We start from the raw sequence: 26,720 nt of genomic DNA, 5'->3' as shown, positions 1-26,720 counted from the left end.
TTTTACCTCCTATTAGTTTTCACCACGATGTCTAAAAAATGGGATATCATCAGTGTCATCGTCAAATGCACTTGTTTCAATTTGAGAAATACTATTTGGTTCATCATCAAATGAGTCTTCTCGATCATTTTCTTCAATCGATGGTGTTACTCGAGTTGATGTCTGCTCATCGCTATTCAACCCCCATACACTAGTAGGGTCAACCATTACCTTATGCTTGGGTGCTGGTTGAACAGTAGGTTGATCCAATGAAGGGTCTGAATTCGTATTTTGCAAATTTTCATCAATAACTGTTTTTTCTTGACTATGATTATTGACTTTTGCTTTAGCTTGAACTTGATGACTACGACCAGGAAGTTGCTTTGAAGCTTCTTCTTCAGCTTGAGAGCTAATTCCTGTGGCAATTACTGTCACTACTACTTCATCACCTAAGTTTGGATTGATTGAAGTACCAAAAATAATATTGACATCATCTCCGGCAGCTTTTGACACTATTTCTGAGGCATCCTGTGCTTCAAACAAGGTTAAATCTGGACCACCTGTAATATTAAGTAAAACTTGCTTTGCTCCATCAATGGAAACCTCAAGTAATGGTGAAGAAATGGCAAGCTTAGTAGCTTCGACTGTCCGATTTTCACCATTTGCACGACCTATTCCCATTAAGGCAGCTCCTTGATTGGCCATAACTGTTTTTACGTCGGCAAAATCTAAATTGACGTAGTCAGTTGAGGTAATTAAATCAGAGATACCTTGTACGCCTTGTTTTAATACATTATCTGCTTCTTTAAAGGCATCCATCATTGGTGTCTTCTTGTCAACCATTTCAAGCAGCCGATTATTAGCAATAATTACTAATGTGTCAACGTACTGCTTTAATTGCGCAATCCCTTCTGTTGCATTTTTGGATCTCTTGGGACCTTCAAAAGTAAAAGGACGGGTAACAACACCAACAGTCAAAGCTCCTGTTTCACGCGCAATTTTAGCTACTACAGGTGCGGCACCAGTTCCGGTTCCGCCACCCATACCAGCAGTAATGAAAATCATGTCTGCACCTTTAAGTGAATCTTCAATCGTCTGTTCACTTTCTTCAGCAGCCTTTTGTCCAACTTCTGGATGTGATCCAGCACCTAAGCCTCTAGTTAACTTGGGCCCTAATTGAATTTTATTATCTGCTTTATTGCTATTAAGAGCTTGAACATCAGTATTGGCCGCAACAAAAGACACTCCTTGTACGCCATCATCGATCATTCGATTAACCGCATTACCACCAGCACCTCCAACACCAATTACTTTGATGACAGCATTTTTATTGTCGTCTGAATCGAATGTAAAATCCATCTAAATTAACCACCTTTAATCAAAGAACTTTTTAAAGAAATTCCTTATGCCTTTTTCATTTTTATGCATATTATTCAGTTTGCTTTGCGAGTCTGTCTCTCGCTTAGACAACTCATGTCTATTATATTCTTCTTTTACTTTTGTTTCATTAGCAGAAGTCGGTCTTTTTGATTTTTTTGTTACCGTTTTTTCATTTTGATCAAGTATATCATTTCCATATATTGAACTAGTAATCAAAAAATCAATATCTGACATTTTATATGCATAATTGACAATCCCGAAAGCTGCGGAATACACTGGGTTGCGCATCCCAATTTGATCCGGATAGTAAACACGTGCCTTAACATTCATTGCATTTGCAATGATTTCAGCATATCCCTGAAGTAAACTACTTCCACCGGTAATGATTACACCACCAGGTAATTTTAATGCATCATGTTGGGCCAAACCCTTTTTTATTCGGCCAATTATTTGCATTACGCGGGCATTAATTATTTTACTTAAGTAAACTTCGTCTACCATTTGTTGCCCATTTGAGCCAACACTATTAACAGCAAACTCATTTTTAACAGAAGCTAAAGCTGGATTAGCATAGCCATAATCAAGCTTAATTTGATTTGCATCTTTTTTTGAAGTACTGAGAACTACAGAAATATCATCGCTAATGTCACTGCCACCTTCATAGTCAACATTGGCATAGACAATTTGATTATTGCGAATAACCGTTGCTGTAGTAACTCCACCACCTAAGTCAAGAATAATTGAGCCAAATTTTCGTTCGCTTTCTTGTAAAGCGACACTAGCGATTGCTAACGGGGTGGGAACAAAGAAATTATTTTGATAGCCGGCTCTTTCAATTGCCTTCTTAATATTATGAAGTGGGCTGGTTGGCGCGGTCAAGACAATTCCTTGTACTGCTAATGAATGAGCAATCATTTTTCGGGGATCATCAACAACGTCTGTTCCATCTATCACAAAATGATTAGGAAAAAAAGCAATTGGTTCACGATCACTTTTTACACCAGACCTAATTGCAATGCTGATAACGCGCTTAACATCACTGTTGCCAACTTCTTGACCACTGTCACTCACATTAATTAAATCACTTGCTTTTTCTAACTGCAACATTCCAACTGGTATTCCAGTTACCACGCGATAAATATGAGCGTTGGTCTTAGTAGCAATTTCTTTTAAAGCTTGTTTAATTGCGCTGGCTGTTTCATCAATATCTACTATATTACCATGCCGCATGCCCTTATTATTGACCGCAACTGCACCTATGACCTTACCTGCATCAGCAACAACAGCTTTTACTGTAGTAGTACCTATATCCAATCCCACTAAAAGATTTGTATCGTCCAAAAATTAAACCCCCCGTCTATGTTCTTTTAAAATTTTAACATAAAAGAAACATAAAATCAGCTTATGTTAAGCCATATATTCGCTTTTCATTTGCTGTGAGTGGGCGACTGAAAGCACCCACTTCTAAATCTATTAAACTATTTTTTCCAACTTTATTTCTTATTTCATTATAATACTTTAATTTGCTTTTGAGTGTTGAAATATCGCCAATAACTACATTCCCATCTTTCATGACAAAAATCACCTGTGATTTACGACGTGTATTCCCACTCAATAATTTTATTTGGCTTTGAAAACTACTTGGTAGACTATTAAATAATTTTAAATTATTTTCGAGTGAAACTTCGTGGTTATAATCAATAAAGACTGGTTTATTGTGGCTTACTCTATTCCAAGGAAGTAACTGTGATCCTAGTTTACCATTTGACAATATTTTACAATACCCTTTTTCTCTCTTTATATACCCAATAGTTTTAAATTCATTTATCTCCAACTGTAAGTGATTAAAATGTTCAACATATATATTGATAAATTTTATTTCATTATACTTATTAACTAACTTATTATTAATTTTTTTTTGCTTTAATAAACAATCAATTACCTTATCACTGCCTTTAATTTCGGAAGTGTTCACAATTTCCTTAATGGGAAGGCTACTTTCACCTGTTACTGTGATACTGTTAACATTGGCTAATGGAGATATATAGTAACCTAAGCCTAATAAGACTATTACCGAAACAATAATAATCAAACCCATTCGCTTGAACAAGGCTGACCTACGCTCGCTATGCAACTTAGAAAGAGAAGCAGAGATTTTTACTTGATTTTTTCTCTTATTTTGATTAGATTGATAGTTTAAATATCGAGATAATTTTTCTTCAGGATCAATCTTTGTCACCTTTTTTTTAGTCAACAGTTTTCACCTATTTATTACTTAGTAATCTCTTCCATTACTTTAATTATCTGATCTGAAGCATTTGGAACCCCTAATCGCTTAGAAGCAATACTCATTGCGTCAGCATATTTACTATCCAGTAAAATATGGTCAATTGACGAAATAAAATTGTTAGGATTCAGATCATTTTCGGCAATTACAGTAGCTGCACCTGCTTTTTCAAGATCAAGTGCATTTTTCATTTGATGATTATGTGTAACATTAGGACTAGGAATCAAAATTGCTGGGACACCTAAAGCAGTAAATTCAGCAATACTGGTTGCTCCAGAACGAGAAACAACGCAAGTCATCTTAGGTAACAAGGCCGGCATATCTTTTACATAAGATAAAATAGTAATATTATCATATTGAATACCAGCTAATTTCTTTTTGATTTCTTCATAATAATACATTCCGGTAACCCAAATGATTTTATATGGCTTTTGGTTAAGCTTTTTTAGTGATTGCAGCATAATTCTATTAATGGTCAATGCTCCACGTGAACCACCAAAAACTAACACTGTGGGCATTTTAGAATCATATTTACTTGTAATATTATTTGCGCTTGCAGACAATAATCTTAATACTTGTTGTGACCGGGGATTCCCTGTTTTTACAAGTTTTTTTTTCTCACTAAACTGCTTAGCTGCATCATCAAATGTGTAACAAATTTTATCAACAAAATGACCCAAAAATTTATTAGCAACACCAACTACTGAATTTGATTCATGAATCATAGTTGGAATTCCCATCTTAGCAGCAGAGTATACAATTGCTCCACTTACATACCCACCTGTGCCGACTACTACATCAGGTTTAAATTCACTGATAATTTTTTTAGCATTTTTAGTTGCTTTGATAAACTTTTTAATAGTTGTAAAATTATTCAATAAGTGCTTACGACTAAAGCCCTGAATTTCCAGTGTTTTAAAGTTAACCCCAGCTGCTGGAACTATATTTGCCTCTAATCCTTTTTTAGTACCTACAAATAAAATTTCATCATCTGTTGCCAAATTTCTTTCTTTTAAGCGTTCAATAATCGCCATAATTGGGTAAATATGGCCGCCAGTTCCACCACCAGTAAATATAACTCTCATTTATTTTTCTTCAATTCCTTAATAAATTTAATAAAATAGTTGCCACGATCTTCAAAATTCTTAAATTGATCCCAAGAAGCACAAGCAGGCGAAAATAATAAAACGTCTCCTGGAAGAGTTAAGTCATATGCTTTGGGTACAGCTTCTTGAAGCGTACTAGTAATTACAATTTCCTTAATATCTGCTTTTCTTGCTGCATCTGCTAATAAATACCTTGTTTCACCATAAAGGACAACAGCTCTAACGTGCTTTTTTAATAAAGGGATCAAGGAATCAAAATTAAATCCGCGATCAAGTCCGCCAGCAATCAAAACTTCAGGGGAATCAAAGGCGGGAATTGCAACAGAAGCAGCTTCAATATTAGTCGATTTTGAATCGTTGTAAATTCTACGCTCATTTAGTGTCATTACATATTGTAAACGATGTTTAGCACCTGTAAAGGTGGACAAGACTGCGCGAATGTCATCAATTTCAGCCCCCATCAAATGTGAAATGGCACTGGCAACCAGAGCATTTTGCTGGTTATGTATGCCTGGCAGTTTCATATCACTAGCTTTTATAAGCTTTTCCTTTTTAGTTTGCAAGTAACCATCAGCAATAAAATAATCAGCTTCTTGATTGTTTTCAGAAAAAGTTTGGATTTGAGCTTGAGTTATTTTTCTTTCTTCATTGAGAATATTAGGCTGGTCAAGATTAGCCAAAAAATAATGATTAGCTGTTTGCGTTCTAGTTACATTTAATTTTGCATCAACATAGTTATTAAATGTTTTATGATAATCAAGGTGCACATTGTGATAAATATCAATAATTGTCGCTACTTCTGGATTGATATCAGTTACACCTAGTAACTGAAAGCTGGACATTTCTACTATTAATAAATCTTGACTAGTAGCTTTCATTACTACTTCGGAGATAGGAGTACCAATATTGCCAACTGCGTAAGCGTGATGACCTAATTTAGTCATATGATGTTCCATAATTTCTTGCGTAAGCATCACAGTTGTAGTTTTACCATTTGAACCGGTCACACATACGTAGGGTGCTTCACTGGCACTTAAAGCAATTTCTGGTTCAGTAATAATGGGCAGACCAATTTCCTGTGCCTTTTTTACCATTGGGTTTTCATAAGGGATACCCGGATTCTTAACAAAATAATCAAAATGTTCTTGATTTAATAATTCAACTGGATGTTTACCCCCAATTACACGTACACCCAGCTGCACTAATTTTTGAGCATATTCATTTTTAGCTAAATCTGCCTGATCATTCAAAGTTAGCTTTGCACCAAGTTTAAGTAGCAATCTACTCACTGCAAAACCACTTTTTCCTAAACCTAAAACTAATATATTTTTATTTGCATACTTTGCAACTTTTTTCATGACACTATCCCCAAATTAATAAATATAGAATACTTCCGATTAAGCCAACAGTCCAAAACAAAAAGTCAACTTTCCACTCAGAAAATCCAATCATTTCAAAATGATGATGAATAGGTGTCATTTTAAAAATTCGTTTGCCTGTAGTTTGATAAGAAATTACTTGCATAATCACACTAGCGGTTTCACAAACAAAGACAATGCCAATTAGCAAGAGTGACCAAGGATGATGTAAAAATACACTTACAGCTGCAAGACCGCCTCCTAGTGCCAACGAACCTGCATCCCCCATAAAAATTTTTGCTGGTTTATGATTAAAAACAAAAAATGAGATTAACCCACCGATTATGCTCATACAAAAAATTAAAATAGAAAAATTCTTTTGCTTTAAAGCAATATAAGCATAGGTCGCATAGGCAATAATTGACAACCCAGTTGCTAAACCATCAAGTCCATCAGATAAATTGACAGCGTTTGAAAAGCCAACTAGCCAGAAAATAACAAAAGCCGTAAATACAACAACACTACTGATAGTTCCGATTAGTGGCAAGAAAAGTGCAAACTTAAAATTATCTTTCATTGCAATGCAGATAATCGCAATAGCAATAAAAATTTGAAAAACAAACTTTTGCCAAGCTTTCAATCCCAAATTACGCTTATAAAATAATTTAATACCATCATCTAAAAAGCCGATAATTCCATACCCTAGTAGGCTAATTAGCAAAATATATACCAAATTATTCATTTTATTTTGCCATATTGAAACCCAAATAGTTGTAATAGTGGCTGCAATTACAAAAACAACACCGCCCATTGTGGGGGTACCAGATTTCTTTTGGTGCCACTTTGGGCCTTCATCACGAATTTTTTGTCCTTCATGATGTGACGACATAAAAATAATCATCCACGGAAGAAAAATTCCGGTTAATACTAGTGAACTAACTAATGCGATAATGCTAATAATCAGCATAAATGCTACTCCTTTAATTTTACTTTAATTTTGCTTGATGGATCTATTACAGTATCTGGGGTAATGTTTTGCTTATAAACTATTCCAGACCCACTAATATTTATTTTGTTCGTAATCAATCTTGATAATTGATATAAATCATCCCTTTTCCAGCCCTTCAAATTAGGCATCTTAACATTGCCTGCTGTCAGTACTATTAAATTGCTACCAGATACTCGTTGAGTTCCTTGTGAAAGAGCTTGTTTTGCTATTTTATTTCCTGTTCCTAAGATAATCAGATTAACGCCAGTTTGACGAGCTTTTTTCTTCGCCTCAGCAACAGTTAAATTTTGTAGATTAGGAATTTTTACCTCTATTGATTTGTCCACACTATTTTTTGACATTAAAATAACACGATTCATCATTGGTTTAAATATCGAGGCCAGTATAACTTCTGCTGGCTTAGACATTCGCTGTGGCTGTTTCATTGTGATATAGATGCAATATCGCGGATGCTTTGCTGGCGTAACACCAACAACTGAGAAGGTATAATTATTACTTCCCTTTAGATAGCCGCCACCTTTTAATCTTGCTATTTGTGCTGTACCTGTTTTTGCTGCAATACTTTCTTTATTGATGCGGTAAATAGATCCAGTACCAATTTTTTTATTTAACACGCGTTGCATATTGGACAAAACTACTTGAGCGGTTTTCCTTGAATAAATCGGTTCACCCACATTTTTAACTTGATAACCATCTATTACTTTACCAGCAGAATTGGTTGTTTTTTCAATAAACTGTGGTTTAACCATTTGCCCATCATTAGCTAAACTACTAAATGCTTGCATCATCTGCATTACATTGACATTAACTCCTTGGCCAAAACTAGTAACAGCTTGATCAATTGGAGATTGAAAAGTTATAAATCCAGGCTGTTCACCAGGTAAAGTGACATTAGTTTTTTTACCAATCCGAAATTTTTCCAAATAATTACGCCACGTCTTAGCTCCCATTTGTTGTTCAATATGAACAAACCCCGTATTACTAGAACGTGGAAATGCCTGTGAGTAGGGAATACTACCCCATCCTTGTGCTTGCCAATCATGGATAACTGATCCTGAAACGGTTACTGCTCCTGAATTGTAATACTGATTGGGATGATAATTGTTGCTATTGACTGCAGCAGCTAGCGTCAACACTTTGAACACTGAACCTGGCTCGAATGTATCTTGTACTAAGATATTACGATAAGAATGTGAAATTCCCTTTTTCGTTTGCGGGTTAAATGTCGGACGTTGCGAAGCTGCTAAAACTTTACCAGTTTTCATGTCTTCCACCACTGCGGTCATCGATACTGGTTGGTAATTTCTTTGGACATAGGATAAACGATTTTCCAAATAATTTTGTAATTGAGAATCAATTGTCAAATAAAGATTTTTACCATCAACAGGTGCCTTATATGTTTGAACACTATTAGGTATCTGATAATTAGCCGCATCAACTGAAGAAATCTGATATCCATCCTTTCCAGATAAAACATCATCAAACCACGCTTCAAGTCCCATTGTTCCAACTAAGGACTCTGACTTGGTCTTTTTGTCATATTTTGGAGTGGCAATTCCGATAATATGAGAGGCAAAATTTCCATTTAAATATAAACGCGATTGCGTTTCAAAAAATTTAATACCTGGCAATTTCATCTGCTCAATTTTATCTTTTTGTTTCTTAGTTAGACCCATTCCAGCAGTTCCAAACTGAACTTGAAAAGCAACATGTTTAGGAGAAAGATAATGTAAAATTTGATTAGCCGATAAAGGTAAAACCTTTGCCAACTTTTGAGCGGTTTTTGTCTTATTAGTCACGTATTCAGGCTTATTTTTATAATTGATTGAAGATTTATCTAAAATAGCATAAATCGTATATAAGTGTGAATCTTGAGCAACTGCTAAACCGTTACAATCATAGATAGTTCCTCTAGTTGCTTTTAAAATTTGATTGCGCTTATATAATTGTTCTGTTTTTTGCGTTAAATCCTGACTATTAACAGTTTTAGAGATACCTATATACAAAAATCTGCCTGTAAATACAAGAAAAACCAAAGCTACAGCCAGCTGAAAAAATCTGCCAACTATGATACGGTACCCGTGAGCTTTGGAATTGGGATTATTTTTTTTATTGTCTTGTTCATTCATTAGTGTATAGTCCTAATGTTTTTATCAATTAAAATTAGTCCTTGACTATGCGCAATTCGATTCATTCGCGAGCTTGAGGTCAATTCTCCAAGTTCTTGATGTAAGTCACTAACTTCACTTTTTCCCCTATCAACTGAGCGTTGAATACTGGTTAATTCATGTTGCGCTGAAGTTGCAGTAATACTGGCCGACACAAGAACGGTCATCATACTAATCGTAATTATAGTTCCTAAAAACAATATTATTTTTTCAAATCCACTCCAAGGGACTTCCTGTTGCGTAATAGGTTGGTGTTGTTGCTGTTTGGATTCAAGTTCTTCTTTGGGATCATATTCTATTTCCCTTGCTAAATTATCAGCCATTGTTATTTCCCTTTATTATAATTTTTCCGCAATCCGCAACTTGGCACTGTGTGAGCGGTTATTATTTTTTAGCTCTTCAGAAGAAGCAGTTATTGGTTTGCGATTTACCAATCTAAGGATTGGTTTAATACTATCTGGAATCATTGGCATTCCACGCGGTACTTCAACTTCCGAATACTTCTTAAAGATATTTTTTACAATTTTGTCTTCATCAGACTGAAAAGTAATTACACTTATTCGCCCACCTGGCTTAAGTAATTCTATTGCTTCTTCAAGTGATTTTTCTAATACTTCGAGTTCATGATTCACGGCAACCCGCAAAGCTTGAAAGGTCTTTTTAGCTGGATGCCCCCCAGTTCTTCTAGCAAATGCAGGAATTGCGGCCTTAATAATCTCAACCAATTCAAAAGTTGTTTCGATTGGCTTTTTTTGTCTATTCTCTATAATCTTTTTAGCAATTTGCCGTGAATATTTTTCATCACCAAATTTATACAGAATAGCCGCCAATTCTTTTTGACTTGAATTATTTATTAACTGATAAGCATCCAGATTTTGGCTTTGATCCATTCTCATATCAAGTCGAGCATTAAATCTATACGAAAAGCCACGTCCTGCCTGATCAAATTGGGGTGAAGAAACTCCTAAGTCATAATAAATACCATCTATCCCAGTTTCATAGCCTAACTGATTCATTTCTGATTTTACATGACTAAAATTGTTATGTACTAACTTTAGTTGTGGCTTACTACTGGATTTTAGTACATCGGCAAAATTAGCTTTTGCCATTTGAATCGCATACTCATCCTGATCAAAGCCAACTAATGTACCATTGCTTAACTTGCTTAATAAATATTTGGCATGCCCGCCGCCACCAAATGTTGCGTCTACATACAGGCCATCATTCTTCAGTTTTAAATTATCAATTGTTTCGTGTAAAAGTACACTGGTGTGTTTAAATTCCATAATTATTTATAGTTCAATATCATCGAAATCTTCAGCAATGTCATCATAATTTTCATTAGCCTGTACACTAAATTCATCCCAACGTTCTTTTGACCAAATTTCTATTCGATCAGAAACGCCAACGATTACACATTCTTTAATCAAGGATGCATGTTTCTTTAAAGTCGTGGTCAGATTCACACGTCCTTGCTTATCGAATTCGCACTCCATTGCACCAGAATAAAATAGTCGCGTAAAACTACGAGCATTCCTTTTAGTCAATGGAAGGTGGGCTAATTTTGCTTCCATGACTGCCCACTCTTCTGTGGTATAACCAAAAATGCAGCCTTCCATGCCGCGAGTGAAAATCATTTTATCACCAATTTGATTACGCAAACGGGCAGGTATAATTAGCCGACCTTTGCTATCAAGATTGTGATGATATTCACCCATGAACATGGCTTAGCCCCCTTCCAAAGAATAATTTACCACAATTCACCACTTCCTACCACTTTTTAGTTACAAAACATTAAATATTTATATTTTCTTTTAAAAAAATAACAAAAGACCGAAATTATTTAAAATCTTCGGTCTTTTTAAAATATATTAGATCAGCATAAACATTAAACCAATATACCAGAAAATTGTATTAACGGTTAGATAATTCCATATTTCACGCATTATTTTATCTAGTGCTATATTCTTATTTTTTATTGCCTCAGCAATTGTCAAAATAATAACTAAAATGAAAAAAAAGAAAAAACCATAAGGTAAAAATTCTGGTTTACTTTGCTTCAATGAAATTAAATGACAAGCATAGATAAAAAAGAAGGGTAAGATATCATATCCACGAAATTTAGCTCTTGGAAATAGTTTATTTAAAATAACAGCACAAACTAAACCTAGTAAAGGTAATCCAAATATCAAAAACATACTTTAGCCTCCTCAGTACTAAACCATATTTTAGCTTAACAACTGTTTGAAAAAAACTAATAAGTAGCATAAAATATTGTTCAAGCAGGAGGTTAATCATGTCACGCAAACGTAAACAAAAAAAATCAGGTTTTCAAAAACTTACAATTGTTATGGCTTGGCTTATGGCAATTTTTACATTAGCTGCTATTGCAATGCCAATAGTTAGTGCATCAGGAATTTTTGAATAAAAAAAGTGGGAACTCTTCCCACTTTTTTTATTGATAATTATTCAAATTAACCAAAAACGGATACTTAATTGCTAAACTACCCCAGATTTTGTATGTAAGACAAGCGAATAAAAATGACCACCCAATCGTTGTGGGCAAGCTCCATAATAAATCTAAAACAGAAACATTTATTACCCCAGTAATTTTTAAAATTAGCCAACTATAAGCATTTACTCCAACTACAGCAATAATTATTACTAGCATTCTTGCCCAAAAAACTTCTGGTAAAAAACGAGCTACCTTTTGTAAAAGCCAACATGTCGTAGGTAAAGCAACGGCATAGAGCCCAATAATACCGTAAAAATAAATGTCACTAACTATTCCAGCACCAAGCGCAAGCCAAATTTCATTTTTATTTGTATCATCAAATAAAGCAATTAGCATTACTCCTATTGGTAATAACAAATTAGTACTTGAACCAAGTGAAAAAAATTCGTGTAAATAAAGGGCTAAACTGGCATTAATAACTAAAGCAATATAAAGTGCAATCGCTAACACAAATCTCTGCAGAGAACGCATTAATCAGTCACCTTTCTTTTAATTACCGAAACCACTGTTGGATCATTTAATTCTCCGGCTGGTCTCAATTTAAGTAAGTCAGATAGACCAAAAGAATCATGTGTCGTTGTGGCAATCGTACCAATTAACAATCCTTTAGGTGAATTGCCACCCATACCACTGGTATATACTTTAGTCCCTCGCTTTAACTTCTTCCCATCAACGGCTTGAGTAAAGGCTAAACTTTTAGTTCCAATAACAGTAATAATACCATGCACTTTTTTGCCATTTACTGCTTTTGCTTCAACAGCAAATCGATTGGCCGATTTATCGGAGGTAGTGATTAGCTCTACTTTAGCGCTAGCTGCATTAACTTCTACAATCCGCCCAATAACTCCTCCACCAGACATAACCGCCATGTTTTTTTCCAAGCCAGAAGTTGTTCCTTTGTTTATGATAAGCAAATCACTCCAACTATCTGGTGAGCGAGCAATGACTGAAGCCTCAATAGTATCAAAATCCGTCAATGATTCTTTCAGTTTCAGTGCTGATTTTAATTGCTTATTTTCAGTTTCAAGGCTAGAATTACGTGCTTCTGTTTGCTGCAATTCCGTTACTCGACTCTTTAAATAATTATTCTCGTCTTGTGTTTGCAAAAGATTGTGCACATTACTTAATGTTCCCGAAACTAAACTAATTGGATAATCAACCAACCTTGTACCAACTGCGGCTACATCATTTCCAAAACTTTGAATAACTAGCGGCGTACTTCTTTTATTACGTAAACTAACACTAGCGCCGAGAATCGAAAAAATAATAATAATTACAATACATACTGATAATAGTTTTTTATTTTGTAGAAACTTTTTCATCTGGAATTGATCCCTAAAAAAGCCGGCAAAAAGAGCCGACTTTATATATTATTTGCGACTTCTACGCATTATTTCAATATTTTTAAGTGATTCTCCAGTACCGATTGCAACACAATCAAGTGGATCTTGTGCAATAAATACAGGCACTTTAGTTGCTTCTGAAATCACATCAGGTAAATTCTTTAGCAACGCTCCTCCACCAGTTAAAACGATTCCATGATCAATTACATCTGCAGCAATTTCTGGAGAAGTTTGCTCAAGCGTCTCTTTAATAGCAACAATAATATCTTGCACAACATCTTGAATTGCTTTTGCAACATCAACGGCTTTGACATCAACCGACTTGGGTAAACCAGTAACTAGGTCACGACCCCGAATATTAATTGAATCGATAGTTTCCGCCTTTTCAACTGAAGCAGAACCAATTTGAATTTTAATATCTTCAGCAGTACGTTCTCCAATTAATAAATTAAAGTTGGAATGTACATAATTTATAATTGCGGCATTAAATTTATCGCCAGCTTGACGAATAGAAGTTGATGAAACAATTCCACCAAGTGAAATTGTTGCAACATCCGTTGTTCCACCACCAATATCAACTACCATTGAACCTGTTGGATCCATTACAGGTAGCCCGGCTCCAATTGCAGCGGCAAATGGTTCTTCAATTACAAAAGCTTCACGAGCCCCGGCCACGCGAGCAGCATCGATAACTGCTCTTTTTTCAACTTCTGTAACCCCTGATGGTACACAAATCATTGCTGAAGGCTTTGAATTACCAACTGTTTTTTCAATGAAGTACTTCAACATTGCGGCGGTTGTATCATAATCAGCAATTACTCCATCCTTCATTGGCCGAATTGCGACAATACTTGCAGGTGTTCTACCAATCATTTCTTTAGCTTCTGAACCAACCGCGATCACTTTATTAGTCTGCGTATTCTTTGCTACTACTGAAGGTTCTCTAAGTACAATACCTTTACCTTCCATATAAACAAGAGTATTGGCTGTACCCAAGTCGATGCCAATGTTTTTTGCTCCTAATCCAAACACGAAAATCTCTCCTTAATTACTGCAGTCTCTAAATCTTGGTTAATTATAGCATAAAGTGAAACAGAAAAAAGATTTGTAGAATAAGTTTAAGATGAATTTAAAACAATTGATGCTCCTGCATGCTGAAATATTGCCCCTTACCTACAATAAAGTGATCTAAAAAATCAATATGCATCATTTCGGCACAACTATGTAAACTTTTAGTTAATTCGATGTCACTCCTAGACGGCAACAAGTTGCCACTCGGATGATTATGAACGACTATGAAGCCCGCACAAGCATAAATAACTGCCCACCGAAAAATTTCTCTTGGATGTGCAACCGACTTATCTAGCGTCCCAATAAACAAACACTTTTCAGCAACAATATGGTTGCTATTGTCAATATAAATTGCCCATAATTGTTCTTGTTTATGTCCTGCTAATTTATCCGTTAAATACATCCCAACCTCATTACTTGAGGTCAAGACTGCTTCACGATCAGGAACTGCAAAGCGTAGACGCTCAAGTAAATTCTCACAAATAATAGAAATATTCTGATCACATTCATCATTTGAAATAAATTTCAGTAACTCATTAAAATTATTAATATGTAGTTGTTTCAGTTTCGATGAGAGCTCTTCAAAGCGAGTAATTCCTTGTTCTGTTAATTGATCAAAAAGACTATTCATTATTTCAAAATCTGTATTAATTAAATAGTGCTTAGATTTAATAATTTCCATGTAAATCATCCCTTTCACTACTTAATACGCAAAAAAACTAAATTTTAGCTAAAAAGTCTTTAAAACTTGATCTAATAAACGTAGCTATTTTTTGATCTTCCTTTGTCGCCGGTACTAAGTCAGGAATCATTACACACTTAATACCAGCATTGACTGCTGCTTGCAATCCAGAAGATGAATCTTCAAAAGCCAATAAATTCTTTTTCGGTAAAGCCATTTTTTCAGCAGCTAAAAGATAAATATCTGGTGCCGGTTTGGGATTGACTTGGTTATTTTTAACATCTGCGGCATTCAAATGAAAATAAAAATAGTTACGGGTACCAGTTACCCATAAGTTATGTTCAACAACTTGTTCAGTATTACTTGTGACAATTGCCATCGGTATTTTGCACTTTTGCAAATAGTCAAGGATTGCTTGCACACCAGGTTTTAACTTTAATTTCCCTTCGTCTGTCCATTGCCACACTAAATCATCTGTTTGCTGAATAAATTGTCTTTTCTGCTGATCATTTTGGAAATAATTTTTATAAAAATCAGCCATACTGGTGGCTGATGCACCAACTAGTTGCAAATAAAGATCAGCTGGCATCTTAAGCCCAGCTTTGCGTGCCGCTTGGATATTTGCTTGCCAATATAATTCTTCCGAATTAACTAATAAGCCATCCATATCAAAAAGAACGCCTTTAATTTCACTATTTATGCCTTTTATTTTCATACTTTTGCTCCCATTGCAAAATATTGCCAACCAAATAAAACGAACCTGTTACTAGTAGTATATCATTAGGCTGACTTTTTTGACGTAGCTGTTTAAAGGCAATTTGCCAATCTGCCTCGTAGGGATACTTATCTTTAATTTGCTGCGGGAAATCAGCCTTGTTAGCAGCCCTAGGATAATCAATAGTGGTTATATGAACCTCATCATTTTTTTCAAATAAAGAAAAAATCGGGGTAAAATCTTTATCTCGCATTAACATTATGAGAATACGCACTTTACCTTGACGTCTTTGTTGTTGCTGGTGAACAAAATGCAATAAATTTTGCATTGCCTGAATATTATGCGCCCCATCAAGCACAACTAAGGGATTATTTTGAATAATTTGGTAGCGCCCAGGGATAACCGTTTGATCAAGAGCTAATTCAATTTGATTATCGGCTAGTGGAATCCGCAAAAGGCTAAAAGCTTTAATTGCAACTGCTAAATCATAGCATTCAACCAATGGTCTGGGCGATAGCGTTACTTGCCTTTTTTGATCAGTATACACTGCCGCTGTAGTAAGAGTTACATCAAAATCAACGCCCAGCTGATATAAAGGAGCTGCTTCAACTAAAGCCTTTTGCTTAATAAGCGGTAATACATCATTAGGAACATTACCTAAAATAACTGGTCGCTGGCACTTAATTATGCCACTTTTTTCACGTGCAATATCTTGAATTGTTGGTCCAATTAAAGCTTCATGGTCAAGCCCAACCGTCGTAATTATACTGACTTCCGGTACAATTACATTGGTCTTATCATGCTGACCACCAATACCAACTTCAATTACGGCATAATCACATTTAGCTTGAGCAAAATAAGTAAAAGCCAGTACCACTTCATATTCAAATGTAACTAATGAAAAAGACGCATCATCTTGGCGCAGTTGTGCCAAAACTTGTTCGACCCTGTTTGCAATTCTAAGTAATTCAGATTCACTAATATACTGACCATTAATCTGAATTCGTTCACCAAATTCAAAAACATAGGGCGAAACAAAAAGGCCAGTCTTTTGACCGGCTTTTTGTAACAAGTTGCTCAAATAATACGAAGTTGATCCCTTGCCATTAGTACCTGTAACATGAATTGTTTTAACTTGATTTTGCGGGTTACCTAGTAAATTAAGAACCTGCTTGATGTAAGTCAAATCAGTTTTTTCATGGGTTTTCGGCAAGGCATATAAATAAGTTAAAAAGGCTTGAGAATTGTTAAAAATCACATTATTCACTCTTTTTTAAATCTTGAATTCGCTGTTGCACACTAGCTAGTTGATTTTCATAATCAGCCAGCTTAGCTTTTTCTTTGTCAATTACAGCAGCAGGAGCATGGGCAACAAAACCCTCATTGCTTAATTTTTTAGTTGCCCGTTCAACTTCAGCTCTAAGGTCTTTTTCTTCTTTTTCCATACGCTTAATTTCATCATCAACGTTTACCAAATCAGCTAGCGGAATAAAAATTTGCGCTCCCGACACCACAGCGGTTTTAGCCAATTTAGGTGCGACAATTTCAGTGGCAATCGTTAATTCTTTCGGATGTAAAAAGTTTTTCACATATTCAGCATTATCAGCCAAAATTTTTTCATTATTAGCATCCTCTAGTTGAATCATGATATCAATTGGTGAAGATAAAGGCGCATTAACTTCCATACGAATGTTGCGCACTGCTTTAATAATTTCAATCAAGAAAGCCATGTCATGCTGGGCTTTATCATTTACAAATTCAGCGTGAAATTCTGGATAAGGTGCAATCATGATTGATTTACCTTCATGTGGCATGGATAACCATAATTTTTCAGTTACAAATGGCATAATCGGATGGAGTAGTCGTAAAATTTGATCCAAAATCCAAATTAAATTATCTTGTTTTCTAGTCTTTAATTGGGCATCGTTACTGTTTAAAGCAACCTTAGAAACTTCGATGTACCAGTCACAGAAATCATTCCAGATAAAGTTATATAATTCTCGCCCAGCTTCGCCAAATTTATATTCATCGAATAAGCGAATCACTTCACTAACAGTATGATTTAACTGCGCAAAAATCCAGCTGTCAGCCAAATCAAACTGCTTAGTATCAGGCATATGAACTGGCTGCGCACTTTCTGGTAAATTCATGATTACAAAACGAGCAGCATTCCAAATTTTATTAATAAAATTCCACGCAGCCGATAATTTCTTTGGATTATAGCGCGTATCCTGACCTGGAGCAGTCCCATTAAGTAAAAACCATCTTAAGGCATCAGCTCCATATTCATCAACGACATCCATTGGGTCAACCCCATTGCCCAATGACTTACTCATCTTGCGTCCTTGTTCATCGCGAATTAAGCCATGTAAAACTACATCCTTAAATGGACGTTTATGGGTAAAGTGTAAACTTTGGAAAATCATGCGTGAAACCCAAAAGAAAATAATATCATAGCCAGTTACTAAGGCATTAGTTGGAAAATAACGATTAAAGTCAGCGGCAGTTGTATCAGGCCAACCCATTGTCGAAAATGGCCACAAAGCACTAGAGAACCACGTATCCAAAACATCAGTATCTTGGTCCCAGTTTTCAATATCATGCGGTGCTTCTTCACCAACATACATCTCACCTGTCTTTTTATTGTACCAAGCTGGGATGCGGTGCCCCCACCAGAGCTGGCGTGAGATTACCCAATCATGCACATCTTCCATCCAATGCTCTAGCGTTTGCTCAAATCGTTCTGGAACAAAGTTAACCTTGTTGGCAGTTTTTTGATTTGCCAATACCTTTTCAGCTAAAGGCTTCATTTTCACAAACCATTGAGTTGAAAGACGCGGTTCAACTTGGACACCTGAACGTTCAGAGTGACCAACTGAATGCACAATTGGTTTTATCTGAATAAGGTACCCCTGCTCTTTTAAGTCCTTAACTAGAGCTTCACGACAAGCAAAACGATCCATGCCTTGATATTTTCCTGCTTGCTCATTCATTGTCCCGTCGTCATTCATTACATTAATTCGTTCTAAGTTGTGGCGATTACCAACAGCAAAGTCATTCGGATCATGGGCGGGCGTAATTTTTACTAGTCCTGTTCCAAATTCAGGATCAACGTGTTGGTCTTCAATAATTGGAATTTTACGTCCAACTATTGGTAAAATTAAATCCTTACCGACAAGGTCTTTATAGCGTTCATCCCCATGAGCCACAGCTACTGCCGTATCACCAAACATAGTTTCTGGTCGAGTGGTTGCAATTTCGACAAAACCAGAGCCATCAGCAAAGGGATACTTGATGTGATAAAAAGCCCCTTTATCATCTTGGTGAATAACTTCAATATCACTCAATGCTGTTTGCAGTTGCGGATCCCAATTAATAATATATTCACCGCGATAAATCAACCCTTCATTATACAATTGAACAAAAACTCGCTTAACAGCCTTAGATAGCCCTTCATCTAAAGTAAAGCGCTCGCGTGAATAATCAAGCGACAACCCCATCTTTGCCCATTGACTTTTAATGATATTAGCGTACTCATCTTTCCAGTCCCAAACTTGTTTAACAAATGCTTCACGTCCCATTTGGTGACGATCTTTACCTTGCTTACGCAATTTAGCTTCAACTTTAGCTTGAGTAGCAATTCCAGCATGATCCATTCCAGGTAAATATAGCGTATCGTACCCTTGCATTCGTTTAAAGCGGATTAAAGTATCTTGAATTGCCGTGTCCCAAGCATGGCCCAAATGTAACTTTCCCGTAACATTTGGTGGCGGGATTACAATAGAATAAGGATGGGCTGTTTTATCCCCTGATGGCTTAAACAAGTCTTGATCAAGCCATGCTTGATACCTACCAGTCTCAACCTCATGGGGATCGTATTTAGGTGCTAGATCTGTCATAAATTTCCTCCAATAAAAAAGTCCTAGACAATCTTGTCTAGGACGATATAATAACCGCGGTACCACCTATCATTAAGCAAAAATATTGCTTCTCTTAATCTAGTGATAACGGACCTTGATACCGGACTAGCCTACTTTAAATTCAGCTAATCAATTAAATCAAGCTACCAATTAACCTTCATTCGGTCTTTCACCAACTATGGACCTTTCTCTACTTATAAGATTAATACCTCTTGATTACTTCTTTAGATAGAATTATAGCATGTTTTTTATAGCAGTGCAGTATCTTCTGCTGCTTTATCGGCTATGAATTTATCACCAGGATAAATAGTCGTTATTTTCATACCAGCTAGGGCGCGCTCAATTAAGCCCTCAACATCTAGCCGTGCTTCAAATTCGCGTGCTTTATCAATTCTTGGCTTAGTTTTAGGACGGGGTGGGGCAAAGATTGTGCAACAATCTTCAAATGGTTGAATTGATAAATCAAAGGTACCAATTTGTTCAGCTAAACGAATAATTTCAGTCTTATCCATTGTAGCAACTGGGCGCACAACCGGAGTTGTGGTTACATCGTTAATTGCTGCCATTGACTCCAATGTTTGCGAGGCCACTTGTCCCACAGATTCCCCATTGAAAATAGCTAGTCCTTTTCTTTTAGCCCGGATTTGATCTGCTAAACGTAACATAAAACGACGTTGAACTGTCATCAAATAACCTTCTGGTAACTTTTCTTTAATAGTTTCTTGAATTTCGGCAAATGGAACTGCAATAAAATTAATTCGTCCTGCATAGTTAGCCAATATTCCTGTTAATTCTTTAGCTTTGTTGAGGGCTTTCTCAGTCGTATATGGCGGACTATAGAAATGAACCATATCAATGTCCACCCCCCGCTTCAAGGCTAAGTATGATGCAACCGGAGAATCAATTCCGCCTGAAAGCATCATTACCGCCCGACCTCCAGTTCCAACAGGCATCCCACCTGCACCGTGCAATAACTGGTTAGAAATATATACTGCATCTTGACGAACTTCAAGTCTTAATACCAAATCAGGATGTTTCATTTCTACTTTTAAGTTGGACATATTTTTAAAAAGATAGTCCCCAACTAATTGATTTAACTCATTGGTATCATAGGTAAAATTATGGTCACTACGCTTGGTATTAACCTTGAAAGTCATTCCCTCTTGGTAAGTCTCTTTCATCAAAGCAAGAGCAGTTTCTTCAATTTTAGCCAGTGTTTTTTCTACCTTAACTGTTGGTGAATACGTTTGGATACCAAAAACTTTCTTTAAACGCTGATCTATTTCCGCAAAAGGTGCGTCGTTTAAGACAATATGCATCCGATCATGACGCGGATGAAGCTCAATTTGCGGGAAATCGCGTAATACCCTAGTAACATTACCAGCTAAACGACCAATAAAATCCTTTCTATTCTTCCCTTTAGTTGAAAGTTCACCATAGCGAACCATAATTTCAGTATATTTCATCAAATTTTATTCTCCTAAATGATTAATTGGGGCAAAATGACGGTAAATCTGGTCAAAAACACTAATAAATTCATCAGCTTCAGCTAAAGTATTAGTTTCATCAAAACTCAAACGAATAGCACTTGTAGCTTCTTTATCATCCACATGCATCGCTACCAGTGTACTTGCCTGATCAGTTTTTGTTGATGCACACGCAGAAGTCGTAGACGTATATATATCATGCTCTTCTAAGGTATGAACAAGTGTTTCACCCCTAATTCCCTCCAGCGCAAAACATAAAATATGCGGTGTAAACCCCGCATTTACTGGTGAAAAAATTTTAATTCCTGGTTTATCCTGTAGATAGTTAACTATCCTATCTTTAATGGCCTCTTCTTTGACAGCATTACTTTTTTCATTAGCTAAAAGCAAACGTATTGCTTTAGCCATGCCTGCAATTGCGGGTAAATTTTCAGTACCTGAACGCAAACCTTTTTCTTGACCACCACCATCATGCAGTGGCAAAACCATCTTCCCCGCTTTCTTGTAAAGAATACCAGTTCCCCGAGGACCGTGAAACTTATGGGCCGAAAGACTAGAAAAATCAACTCGCGGTGTAAAAACCTGTGACCAAATATCTTTACCAAGTGCTTGCACATTATCAACGTGAAAATGAATATTGGGATAATTAGTTAATAAATCACTGATCTCCTCAATTGGTTGAATAGTACCAATTTCATTATTAACTCCCATAATGGAAACTAAGGTTGTTTCCGAATCTAATGCATTACGCAAATCATTGACATTAACGCGTCCTGCTTTATCAACGGGTAAACGGGTTACACGAAAGCCCAAATTTTCCAAGGCAGTAAAAGCATTTGCTACTGAAGCATGTTCAACACTAGAAGTGATTAAGTGATGCCCAAATGCTTGTTTTTGCAAAGCCGTTCCTTTAATTGCCCAATTATTTGATTCTGTACCGCCAGAAGTAAAGAAAATTTCATTGGTTTTAGTACCTAACAGCTGAGCAATTTGTTTACGTGAGCTTGCTAGCAATTGATATGCCCGATCACCTAATTTATGTAAACTAGACGGATTACCCCAAATATTCTGTGCAACTTGAGTATAAGTATCTAGAACTTCTTGATCAATTTTGGTCGTTGCGCTATTGTCAAAATATATCATGTAATAAAATCATCCCCATGTATTTCTACACTTTTCGCTCATATCAGTGTTTTATAGCATAATTAACTTCGTATAAATTCACTTAATTCGTGAAAAATCGATATTTCGGTCCCTTTTGTGCTTCCCAAATGGGAAACATCAGGATTTTTTGCCAATAGTTATTCTAACATCTTAATGGTCTTTTACAAATCGGAAAATTTTTATAGAAGCTCACACAAAAATAAGTTACTCCAGACAAAGGTCCAAAGTGACTGACTTGTTTAAAAAAGATAGTTAATAATATTTTTTTCACCATAATCATTTATCCTTACCTGCTCCAATTAGCAAATAGCTTCTATTCAATTTATCAGCTTTCAAAGGTGAACCAGTTAACTTCAATACCATAGTTGTACTTTAACATACTTAACTTTTTATCATTACCCTATACTTTTTAGCGACTGCTACCCAGTTATAGTAGTTTTCATCAACTAAACCAAATGAAAAATAAGAAGTAACCTACAGTAAAATAGACGCTTTACCCACTTCTACTTAGAAAAAAATATAATAAGTTGTTAGATATAGTTAAGCAACAAGACTTTCTCACTTGCAACTAGAATTTAATAGTATATTTATTCTATATAAAACCCGTAATTTTAACTATACCCTTTATTATCAATAATTGATAGCGCTTTATTTAAGCGCTAAAATTTTAGTGTTGAAATGAGGAGAAAAAATGAAAAAAATGAAATTTAAAAAAATATTAAAAGTTTTAGCTGCTACACTAATGTTTGCCGTAACTGGAATGGTATTTTCATCAACGCTGCAGGCTAAATATGTGGGACATAATGCTACTCCCACAGAGTTAAGAGGTAATTGGTACGCCTATAAAGGACACAACAAATGGACTCATATAAAAATTACTAAACATGCATTTATATATGACGGCAAAGTTAGTTGTAGTTTAAATAAAAACGGAGTTCGAAAATTGCATGTAATGCGCTATAAGCAAAATGGTAGACCTTATTATGACATGAATAAGTCTAACTATCATTACCAAGAAATTGGTTCGTTCTGGTTATCCAGAAGCAAAGTACAAGATAAAAGAGTAATGAAGTCTTACTACAATATGGGATATTTCACTGTCTATACAAGAAATAAAATAAAGCATGACTATTCTTATGAAGTTAAAGGTGCCGGCTACATGCAACAAATCGGTAAATAGCCAATCAGTATTAGTTAGACCACTGTCAACTTTACATAATAGCCATTAAATAAAGTTAACAAAAAGTCTCACTAAATTAAGACAAATCTTTTTCCCCTAATATTAGTTTGCAAAATCAAAGCCGGATGGCATTAATGAATCCTAATTTTATAGGATTCTTTTTTACTAAAAAATAAAATTCATCTATCTTATTAAAGGATAACAGATGTAGCGAAGCAGGCTTATTTTAAGCCTGCTTCTTTCAGAATTGCGTCTTGTGTGCATTTTTAATCCTTTACCACCATTAATTGGACCTAAGATATTTTTCTTTTTGTTATCCATTATTAGTGAAATGCCTTATTTCTCAGCTGTATCAATTGTACTTCATACCTATAACGTAATCATGTTATGCAACTATTCGGCTCTCTGCATAGATCACGAAAACGAAAAAATCACTCGTGAAATTTATTTATATGTAACGAACAAACAATCTGAAAAGTACAATAATATGATTCTAAAAAACGGGTCAAAACTGTTCCTCGGCTTAAATTATTGATAATAATGTGTTGAAAAACAGATTTAAATCTTATTAATCATTCTTTATTTAAAAACAGACCTAGATTATTAGGTCTGCTTTTAAATATTAGCTGTTTGTTTTTTCTGAGTAATAAAGATTTTCTAAGCGCTGATATGAACCGGGTTCTACTCTTTCAATAGCTGTCGCAATCGTATCAAGTGCTTCCTTATAATTATATTCTTGGCTATATAGCTGTAATGCTGTTTTTTGTGCAACTCTCACTGCATTATTTGTTGCATATTTATTAGAATACTGCATAGTTAACTCAACTAGACTAGCCGAATTAACAATATCATCAGCTTCACGCTTTAACCGTTCAACATCATCGGAGATATTAATTAATTCATTGGAAATTTTTTCCATGTTAATTCGAACTTGATTAAGCTCTTTAGCCACATGACCAATCTCATTAACAACTAAAGTGTACATTTGCACAAAAGTATCAGGCATGCCAGGTAATTCTTTACGTTCTAAGCGTCGATAAACCAATGACACTTCTTGCTTATACCGGTTAATTGAATCAATTGCAACATTTTCAGCGTCATACAAGCCATCGACATCTTGAGCCATCGCTTTTTGTTTAGAACTGATTACTCGCAATCTCTCCAATATGTGCAACCATGAAGCTTTAATTTCTGAATACACGCCTTTACCATCAGCAAGATTTTGTGTATCAACTGTATATTGACGATTCATATCGTTAACTTCCAATTCAAGCTTACGACTAGCTTCGAGCTCATTATGTGTCAATTCATAACTTTCATCAATGTGCCTTAATTTTTGAATTAAATCTTTCGCCTCAACCTGTTGATGTGACAGCAAGCGTTGAATCTTATCTTGATTGTCTTCCACAAATGGACGCGCCTTATATTCATTCTCCAAAAGTTGATATAAATCAGATATATTAGACTTAATACTTTTAATTTGTTGGTCTAATTCTTCAATTTTTAAATGGGTCAACAGCTGCCCTGCATTATCAACCAGCTCATAATTTTTTTTGATTTCAGCTAAAACATCAACTTGATTAATACAAAACCTGGATGCTTTCATTTTCTTATAAACTTCTGTTAATTCCTTTAACTGGTTTTGAAATATTGTGTCAAGTTCACGTCTATCAGCTCTAATTTTAGGCAAGACATTGTCAATAGAAATAATTGCCGCTCTAATTTTTGACAGAACTCGCTTAGCTTCAACCTGATCCCCTTGTGCAGTCAAGCTTTTAGCTTCCGCAAAATCACTCTCTACATTAGTTAGTTCATCTTCTAACTTATCAAGAGCAGAGCCATATTCAAAAGATCCAGCTAAAACCTGTTTACGCATTTCTTGATATTTTTTATTTAAATCCTCATACTGCATTTGATTTTCACGGTTTGATTCAAGCAATTCCGTAAAAACATCATTCGTATTCTTGGCATCTTCAAAAGTTGACTGCATAATTGCTTGAGCTTGTTTAATATTTTTGTGTGCCCTAATGAGGTGATAGGAAGTATTTTGCCCTGCAGCTTGATCCAGAAGTTCTTGAACTTGAGGTATTCTCTTATTGGCTGTTTGTTCATAACTTTTACGCCAAGTGTTAAATGTCGTTAGACTTTCACCTGCTAAATCCATTTTATCAAGATTGACAATATCTGCATCTAGGTTCATTCGGTCTATTTTAGCAATCAGATCATCAAGCTCAATAATTTCGTGTAGCTGTCTTCGATTAACAACGAGCATAAATGCTATAACAATAATAATGATTAAAATTGTAATTATTACAACTATGGACTGAGTTGGTGACATATTTTTCCTCCAAAACTAACCCAATTATACCAAATTTATTTAATACTGTGCTATACAGTTTATTAAAATAGACAAGAATTTAGTTGGCGAAAAAATTTAGCTAAAGCATGATTAAATCAAAAAGGATAAAAATTTCCTTATTATACTAACTTAACGACTTTTTCTTGCTTTAACATAGTTTAATCGTTATAATATGGGACGTGTAAAATATTTGCAGCTATAAGTGACAAGAACGTCAACATCTTAATACGTTTTAGTGAACGAGTAACCGACGCTGCAACAGGCGAAAATGAAAATTAAGATGCACGAATGTTGAACTTATATGTAATATTTTACTCCAAAAACTGTTATCAGATTTTATTGGAGGATTTTATGTCAAGATATACAGGTCCAAGTTGGAAACGTTCAAGAAGATTAGGTATCTCACTTTCTGGTACTGGTAAGGAACTTAGTCGTCGTAACTATGCTCCTGGTCAACACGGTCCTAATTCACGTGGTCGCTTATCTGAATATGGTGAGCAATTACATGAAAAGCAAAAGTTGCGTTGGATGTATGGACTAAACGAACGTCAATTTAGAACATTATTTAAACGCGCTGGTAAGATTCGTGAAGGTGAACACGGTACTAACTTTATGAGCTTACTTGAATGCCGTTTAGATAGCCTTGTTTACCGCTTAGGCTTAGCTACCACCAGAGAACAAGCTCGCCAATTAGTTAACCACGGTCACATTACTGTTGACGGTAAGCGCGTTGATATTCCTTCTTATGAAGTTAAGGTTGGTCAAATCATCAGCTTAAAGGAAAAGTCAAAGAACTTACAACAAGTTAAGGATGCTCTTGAAGCAGCTGTAGCTCGCCCATCATTTGTTTCATTTGATGAGAACAAGTTAGAAGGTTCTCTTGTACGTCTTCCAGAACGTGATGAAATGGAACCAGAAATTAACGAAGCTCTAGTTGTTGAATACTACAACAAGTTACTTTAATTTCTTTATACGAAAGCCCCTTCTCCCATTTAGG

At 35.4% G+C, this 26,720-nt stretch carries 24 protein-coding genes; 3 read left to right on the top strand and 21 right to left on the bottom strand.

What is annotated here, in order from left to right; all coding sequences use genetic code 11:
• Positions 1 to 12: 12 nt before the first annotated feature.
• From ftsZ to F5ESL0230_RS03300, 11 genes are all read right to left on the bottom strand, one after another.
• A complete protein-coding gene (gene ftsZ, locus F5ESL0230_RS03350) occupies positions 13 to 1,338 on the bottom strand; it encodes a cell division protein FtsZ (protein WP_122021582.1) in 1,326 nt (441 codons plus the stop codon).
• A 15-nt stretch (positions 1,339 to 1,353) separates the two neighbouring features.
• Positions 1,354 to 2,700, bottom strand: coding sequence for a cell division protein FtsA (ftsA, locus tag F5ESL0230_RS03345; RefSeq protein ID WP_122021581.1), 1,347 nt, complete (start codon positions 2,698 to 2,700; stop codon positions 1,354 to 1,356).
• Between the two features lie 61 nt (positions 2,701 to 2,761).
• On the bottom strand, positions 2,762 to 3,613 hold the full coding sequence (locus tag F5ESL0230_RS03340) for a cell division protein FtsQ/DivIB (protein WP_122021580.1): 852 nt from the start codon (positions 3,611 to 3,613) through the stop codon (positions 2,762 to 2,764).
• Between the two features lie 17 nt (positions 3,614 to 3,630).
• Positions 3,631 to 4,731 carry an undecaprenyldiphospho-muramoylpentapeptide beta-N-acetylglucosaminyltransferase gene (gene murG / locus F5ESL0230_RS03335; RefSeq protein WP_122021579.1) on the bottom strand — a complete coding sequence of 367 codons (1,101 nt, stop codon included), beginning with the start codon at positions 4,729 to 4,731 and terminating at the stop codon, positions 3,631 to 3,633.
• Positions 4,728 to 6,110, bottom strand: coding sequence for a UDP-N-acetylmuramoyl-L-alanine--D-glutamate ligase (murD, locus tag F5ESL0230_RS03330; RefSeq protein ID WP_122021578.1), 1,383 nt, complete (start codon positions 6,108 to 6,110; stop codon positions 4,728 to 4,730). Before murD ends, murG begins: the two co-directional genes overlap by 4 nt.
• A 4-nt stretch (positions 6,111 to 6,114) precedes the next feature.
• A complete protein-coding gene (gene mraY, locus F5ESL0230_RS03325; protein ID WP_122021577.1) occupies positions 6,115 to 7,077 on the bottom strand; it encodes a phospho-N-acetylmuramoyl-pentapeptide-transferase in 963 nt (320 codons plus the stop codon).
• 5 nt (positions 7,078 to 7,082) lie between these two features.
• The gene (locus tag F5ESL0230_RS03320) at positions 7,083 to 9,248 is read right to left on the bottom strand and encodes a penicillin-binding protein (RefSeq protein WP_122021576.1); all 2,166 of its coding nucleotides are present in this window, start codon (positions 9,246 to 9,248) and stop codon (positions 7,083 to 7,085) included.
• Positions 9,248 to 9,610 carry a cell division protein FtsL gene (gene ftsL / locus F5ESL0230_RS03315; protein ID WP_122021575.1) on the bottom strand — a complete coding sequence of 121 codons (363 nt, stop codon included), beginning with the start codon at positions 9,608 to 9,610 and terminating at the stop codon, positions 9,248 to 9,250. Before ftsL ends, F5ESL0230_RS03320 begins: the two co-directional genes overlap by 1 nt.
• A 15-nt stretch (positions 9,611 to 9,625) precedes the next feature.
• Positions 9,626 to 10,573, bottom strand: a complete 948-nt coding sequence (gene rsmH, locus F5ESL0230_RS03310; protein WP_122021574.1) for a 16S rRNA (cytosine(1402)-N(4))-methyltransferase RsmH — start codon at positions 10,571 to 10,573, stop codon at positions 9,626 to 9,628.
• 6 nt (positions 10,574 to 10,579) lie between these two features.
• Positions 10,580 to 11,011: a division/cell wall cluster transcriptional repressor MraZ gene (gene mraZ / locus F5ESL0230_RS03305; RefSeq protein WP_122021573.1), complete on the bottom strand. Its 432-nt coding sequence runs from the start codon at positions 11,009 to 11,011 to the stop codon at positions 10,580 to 10,582.
• A gap of 147 nt (positions 11,012 to 11,158) precedes the next feature.
• Positions 11,159 to 11,485, bottom strand: a complete 327-nt coding sequence (locus F5ESL0230_RS03300; RefSeq protein ID WP_118896404.1) for a DUF3397 domain-containing protein — start codon at positions 11,483 to 11,485, stop codon at positions 11,159 to 11,161.
• A gap of 98 nt (positions 11,486 to 11,583) precedes the next feature.
• Between F5ESL0230_RS03300 and F5ESL0230_RS03295 the strand changes: the two genes are divergently transcribed.
• Positions 11,584 to 11,715, top strand: a complete 132-nt coding sequence (locus F5ESL0230_RS03295) for a DUF4044 domain-containing protein (RefSeq protein ID WP_090091749.1) — start codon at positions 11,584 to 11,586, stop codon at positions 11,713 to 11,715.
• A 27-nt stretch (positions 11,716 to 11,742) separates the two neighbouring features.
• Here the strand turns inward: F5ESL0230_RS03295 and mreD are convergent, their stop codons facing one another.
• The 9 genes from mreD to F5ESL0230_RS03250 all read right to left on the bottom strand — a co-directional run bounded on the left by mreD (position 11,743) and on the right by F5ESL0230_RS03250 (position 22,163).
• Positions 11,743 to 12,273 (bottom strand): rod shape-determining protein MreD, encoded by a 531-nt coding sequence (gene mreD / locus F5ESL0230_RS03290; RefSeq protein ID WP_122021572.1) that lies wholly within the window; start codon positions 12,271 to 12,273, stop codon positions 11,743 to 11,745.
• Entirely contained in the window at positions 12,273 to 13,124 is an 852-nt protein-coding gene (gene mreC / locus F5ESL0230_RS03285) for a rod shape-determining protein MreC (RefSeq protein WP_122021571.1), read from the bottom strand. The genes mreD and mreC overlap by 1 nt, the downstream gene beginning before the upstream one ends.
• 48 nt (positions 13,125 to 13,172) lie before the next feature.
• Positions 13,173 to 14,177: a rod shape-determining protein gene (locus tag F5ESL0230_RS03280; RefSeq protein WP_122021570.1), complete on the bottom strand. Its 1,005-nt coding sequence runs from the start codon at positions 14,175 to 14,177 to the stop codon at positions 13,173 to 13,175.
• A 97-nt stretch (positions 14,178 to 14,274) separates the two neighbouring features.
• Positions 14,275 to 14,898: a RadC family protein gene (locus tag F5ESL0230_RS03275; RefSeq protein ID WP_122021569.1), complete on the bottom strand. Its 624-nt coding sequence runs from the start codon at positions 14,896 to 14,898 to the stop codon at positions 14,275 to 14,277.
• A gap of 37 nt (positions 14,899 to 14,935) precedes the next feature.
• On the bottom strand, positions 14,936 to 15,613 hold the full coding sequence (locus F5ESL0230_RS03270; protein ID WP_122021568.1) for an HAD family phosphatase: 678 nt from the start codon (positions 15,611 to 15,613) through the stop codon (positions 14,936 to 14,938).
• On the bottom strand, positions 15,591 to 16,871 hold the full coding sequence (locus F5ESL0230_RS03265; RefSeq protein ID WP_122021567.1) for a folylpolyglutamate synthase/dihydrofolate synthase family protein: 1,281 nt from the start codon (positions 16,869 to 16,871) through the stop codon (positions 15,591 to 15,593). The genes F5ESL0230_RS03270 and F5ESL0230_RS03265 overlap by 23 nt, the downstream gene beginning before the upstream one ends.
• Position 16,872: 1 nt before the next feature.
• Positions 16,873 to 19,512 (bottom strand): valine--tRNA ligase, encoded by a 2,640-nt coding sequence (locus tag F5ESL0230_RS03260; RefSeq protein WP_122021566.1) that lies wholly within the window; start codon positions 19,510 to 19,512, stop codon positions 16,873 to 16,875.
• Between the two features lie 269 nt (positions 19,513 to 19,781).
• Positions 19,782 to 20,999, bottom strand: coding sequence for a tRNA uracil 4-sulfurtransferase ThiI (thiI, locus tag F5ESL0230_RS03255; RefSeq protein ID WP_122021565.1), 1,218 nt, complete (start codon positions 20,997 to 20,999; stop codon positions 19,782 to 19,784).
• A 6-nt stretch (positions 21,000 to 21,005) separates the two neighbouring features.
• Positions 21,006 to 22,163 (bottom strand): cysteine desulfurase family protein, encoded by a 1,158-nt coding sequence (locus F5ESL0230_RS03250; protein ID WP_122021564.1) that lies wholly within the window; start codon positions 22,161 to 22,163, stop codon positions 21,006 to 21,008.
• 712 nt (positions 22,164 to 22,875) lie between these two features.
• Between F5ESL0230_RS03250 and F5ESL0230_RS03245 the strand changes: the two genes are divergently transcribed.
• Positions 22,876 to 23,364: a hypothetical protein gene (locus tag F5ESL0230_RS03245; protein ID WP_122021563.1), complete on the top strand. Its 489-nt coding sequence runs from the start codon at positions 22,876 to 22,878 to the stop codon at positions 23,362 to 23,364.
• A 622-nt stretch (positions 23,365 to 23,986) separates the two neighbouring features.
• Here the strand turns inward: F5ESL0230_RS03245 and ezrA are convergent.
• The gene (ezrA, locus tag F5ESL0230_RS03240) at positions 23,987 to 25,702 is read right to left on the bottom strand and encodes a septation ring formation regulator EzrA (RefSeq protein ID WP_122021562.1); all 1,716 of its coding nucleotides are present in this window, start codon (positions 25,700 to 25,702) and stop codon (positions 23,987 to 23,989) included.
• A gap of 372 nt (positions 25,703 to 26,074) precedes the next feature.
• Here ezrA and rpsD point away from each other — a divergent pair, with 372 nt between their 5' ends.
• Positions 26,075 to 26,686, top strand: a complete 612-nt coding sequence (gene rpsD, locus F5ESL0230_RS03235; protein ID WP_090091726.1) for a 30S ribosomal protein S4 — start codon at positions 26,075 to 26,077, stop codon at positions 26,684 to 26,686.
• Positions 26,687 to 26,720: the final 34 nt, after the last annotated feature.

This window comes from Lactobacillus sp. ESL0230 (assembly GCF_003692805.1).
In the GTDB taxonomy this organism is placed as follows: Bacteria; Bacillota; Bacilli; order Lactobacillales; family Lactobacillaceae; genus Lactobacillus; species Lactobacillus bombicola.
Note: the sequence above shows the minus strand (reverse complement) of the source record. Positions and strands in the feature narration are given on the sequence as shown.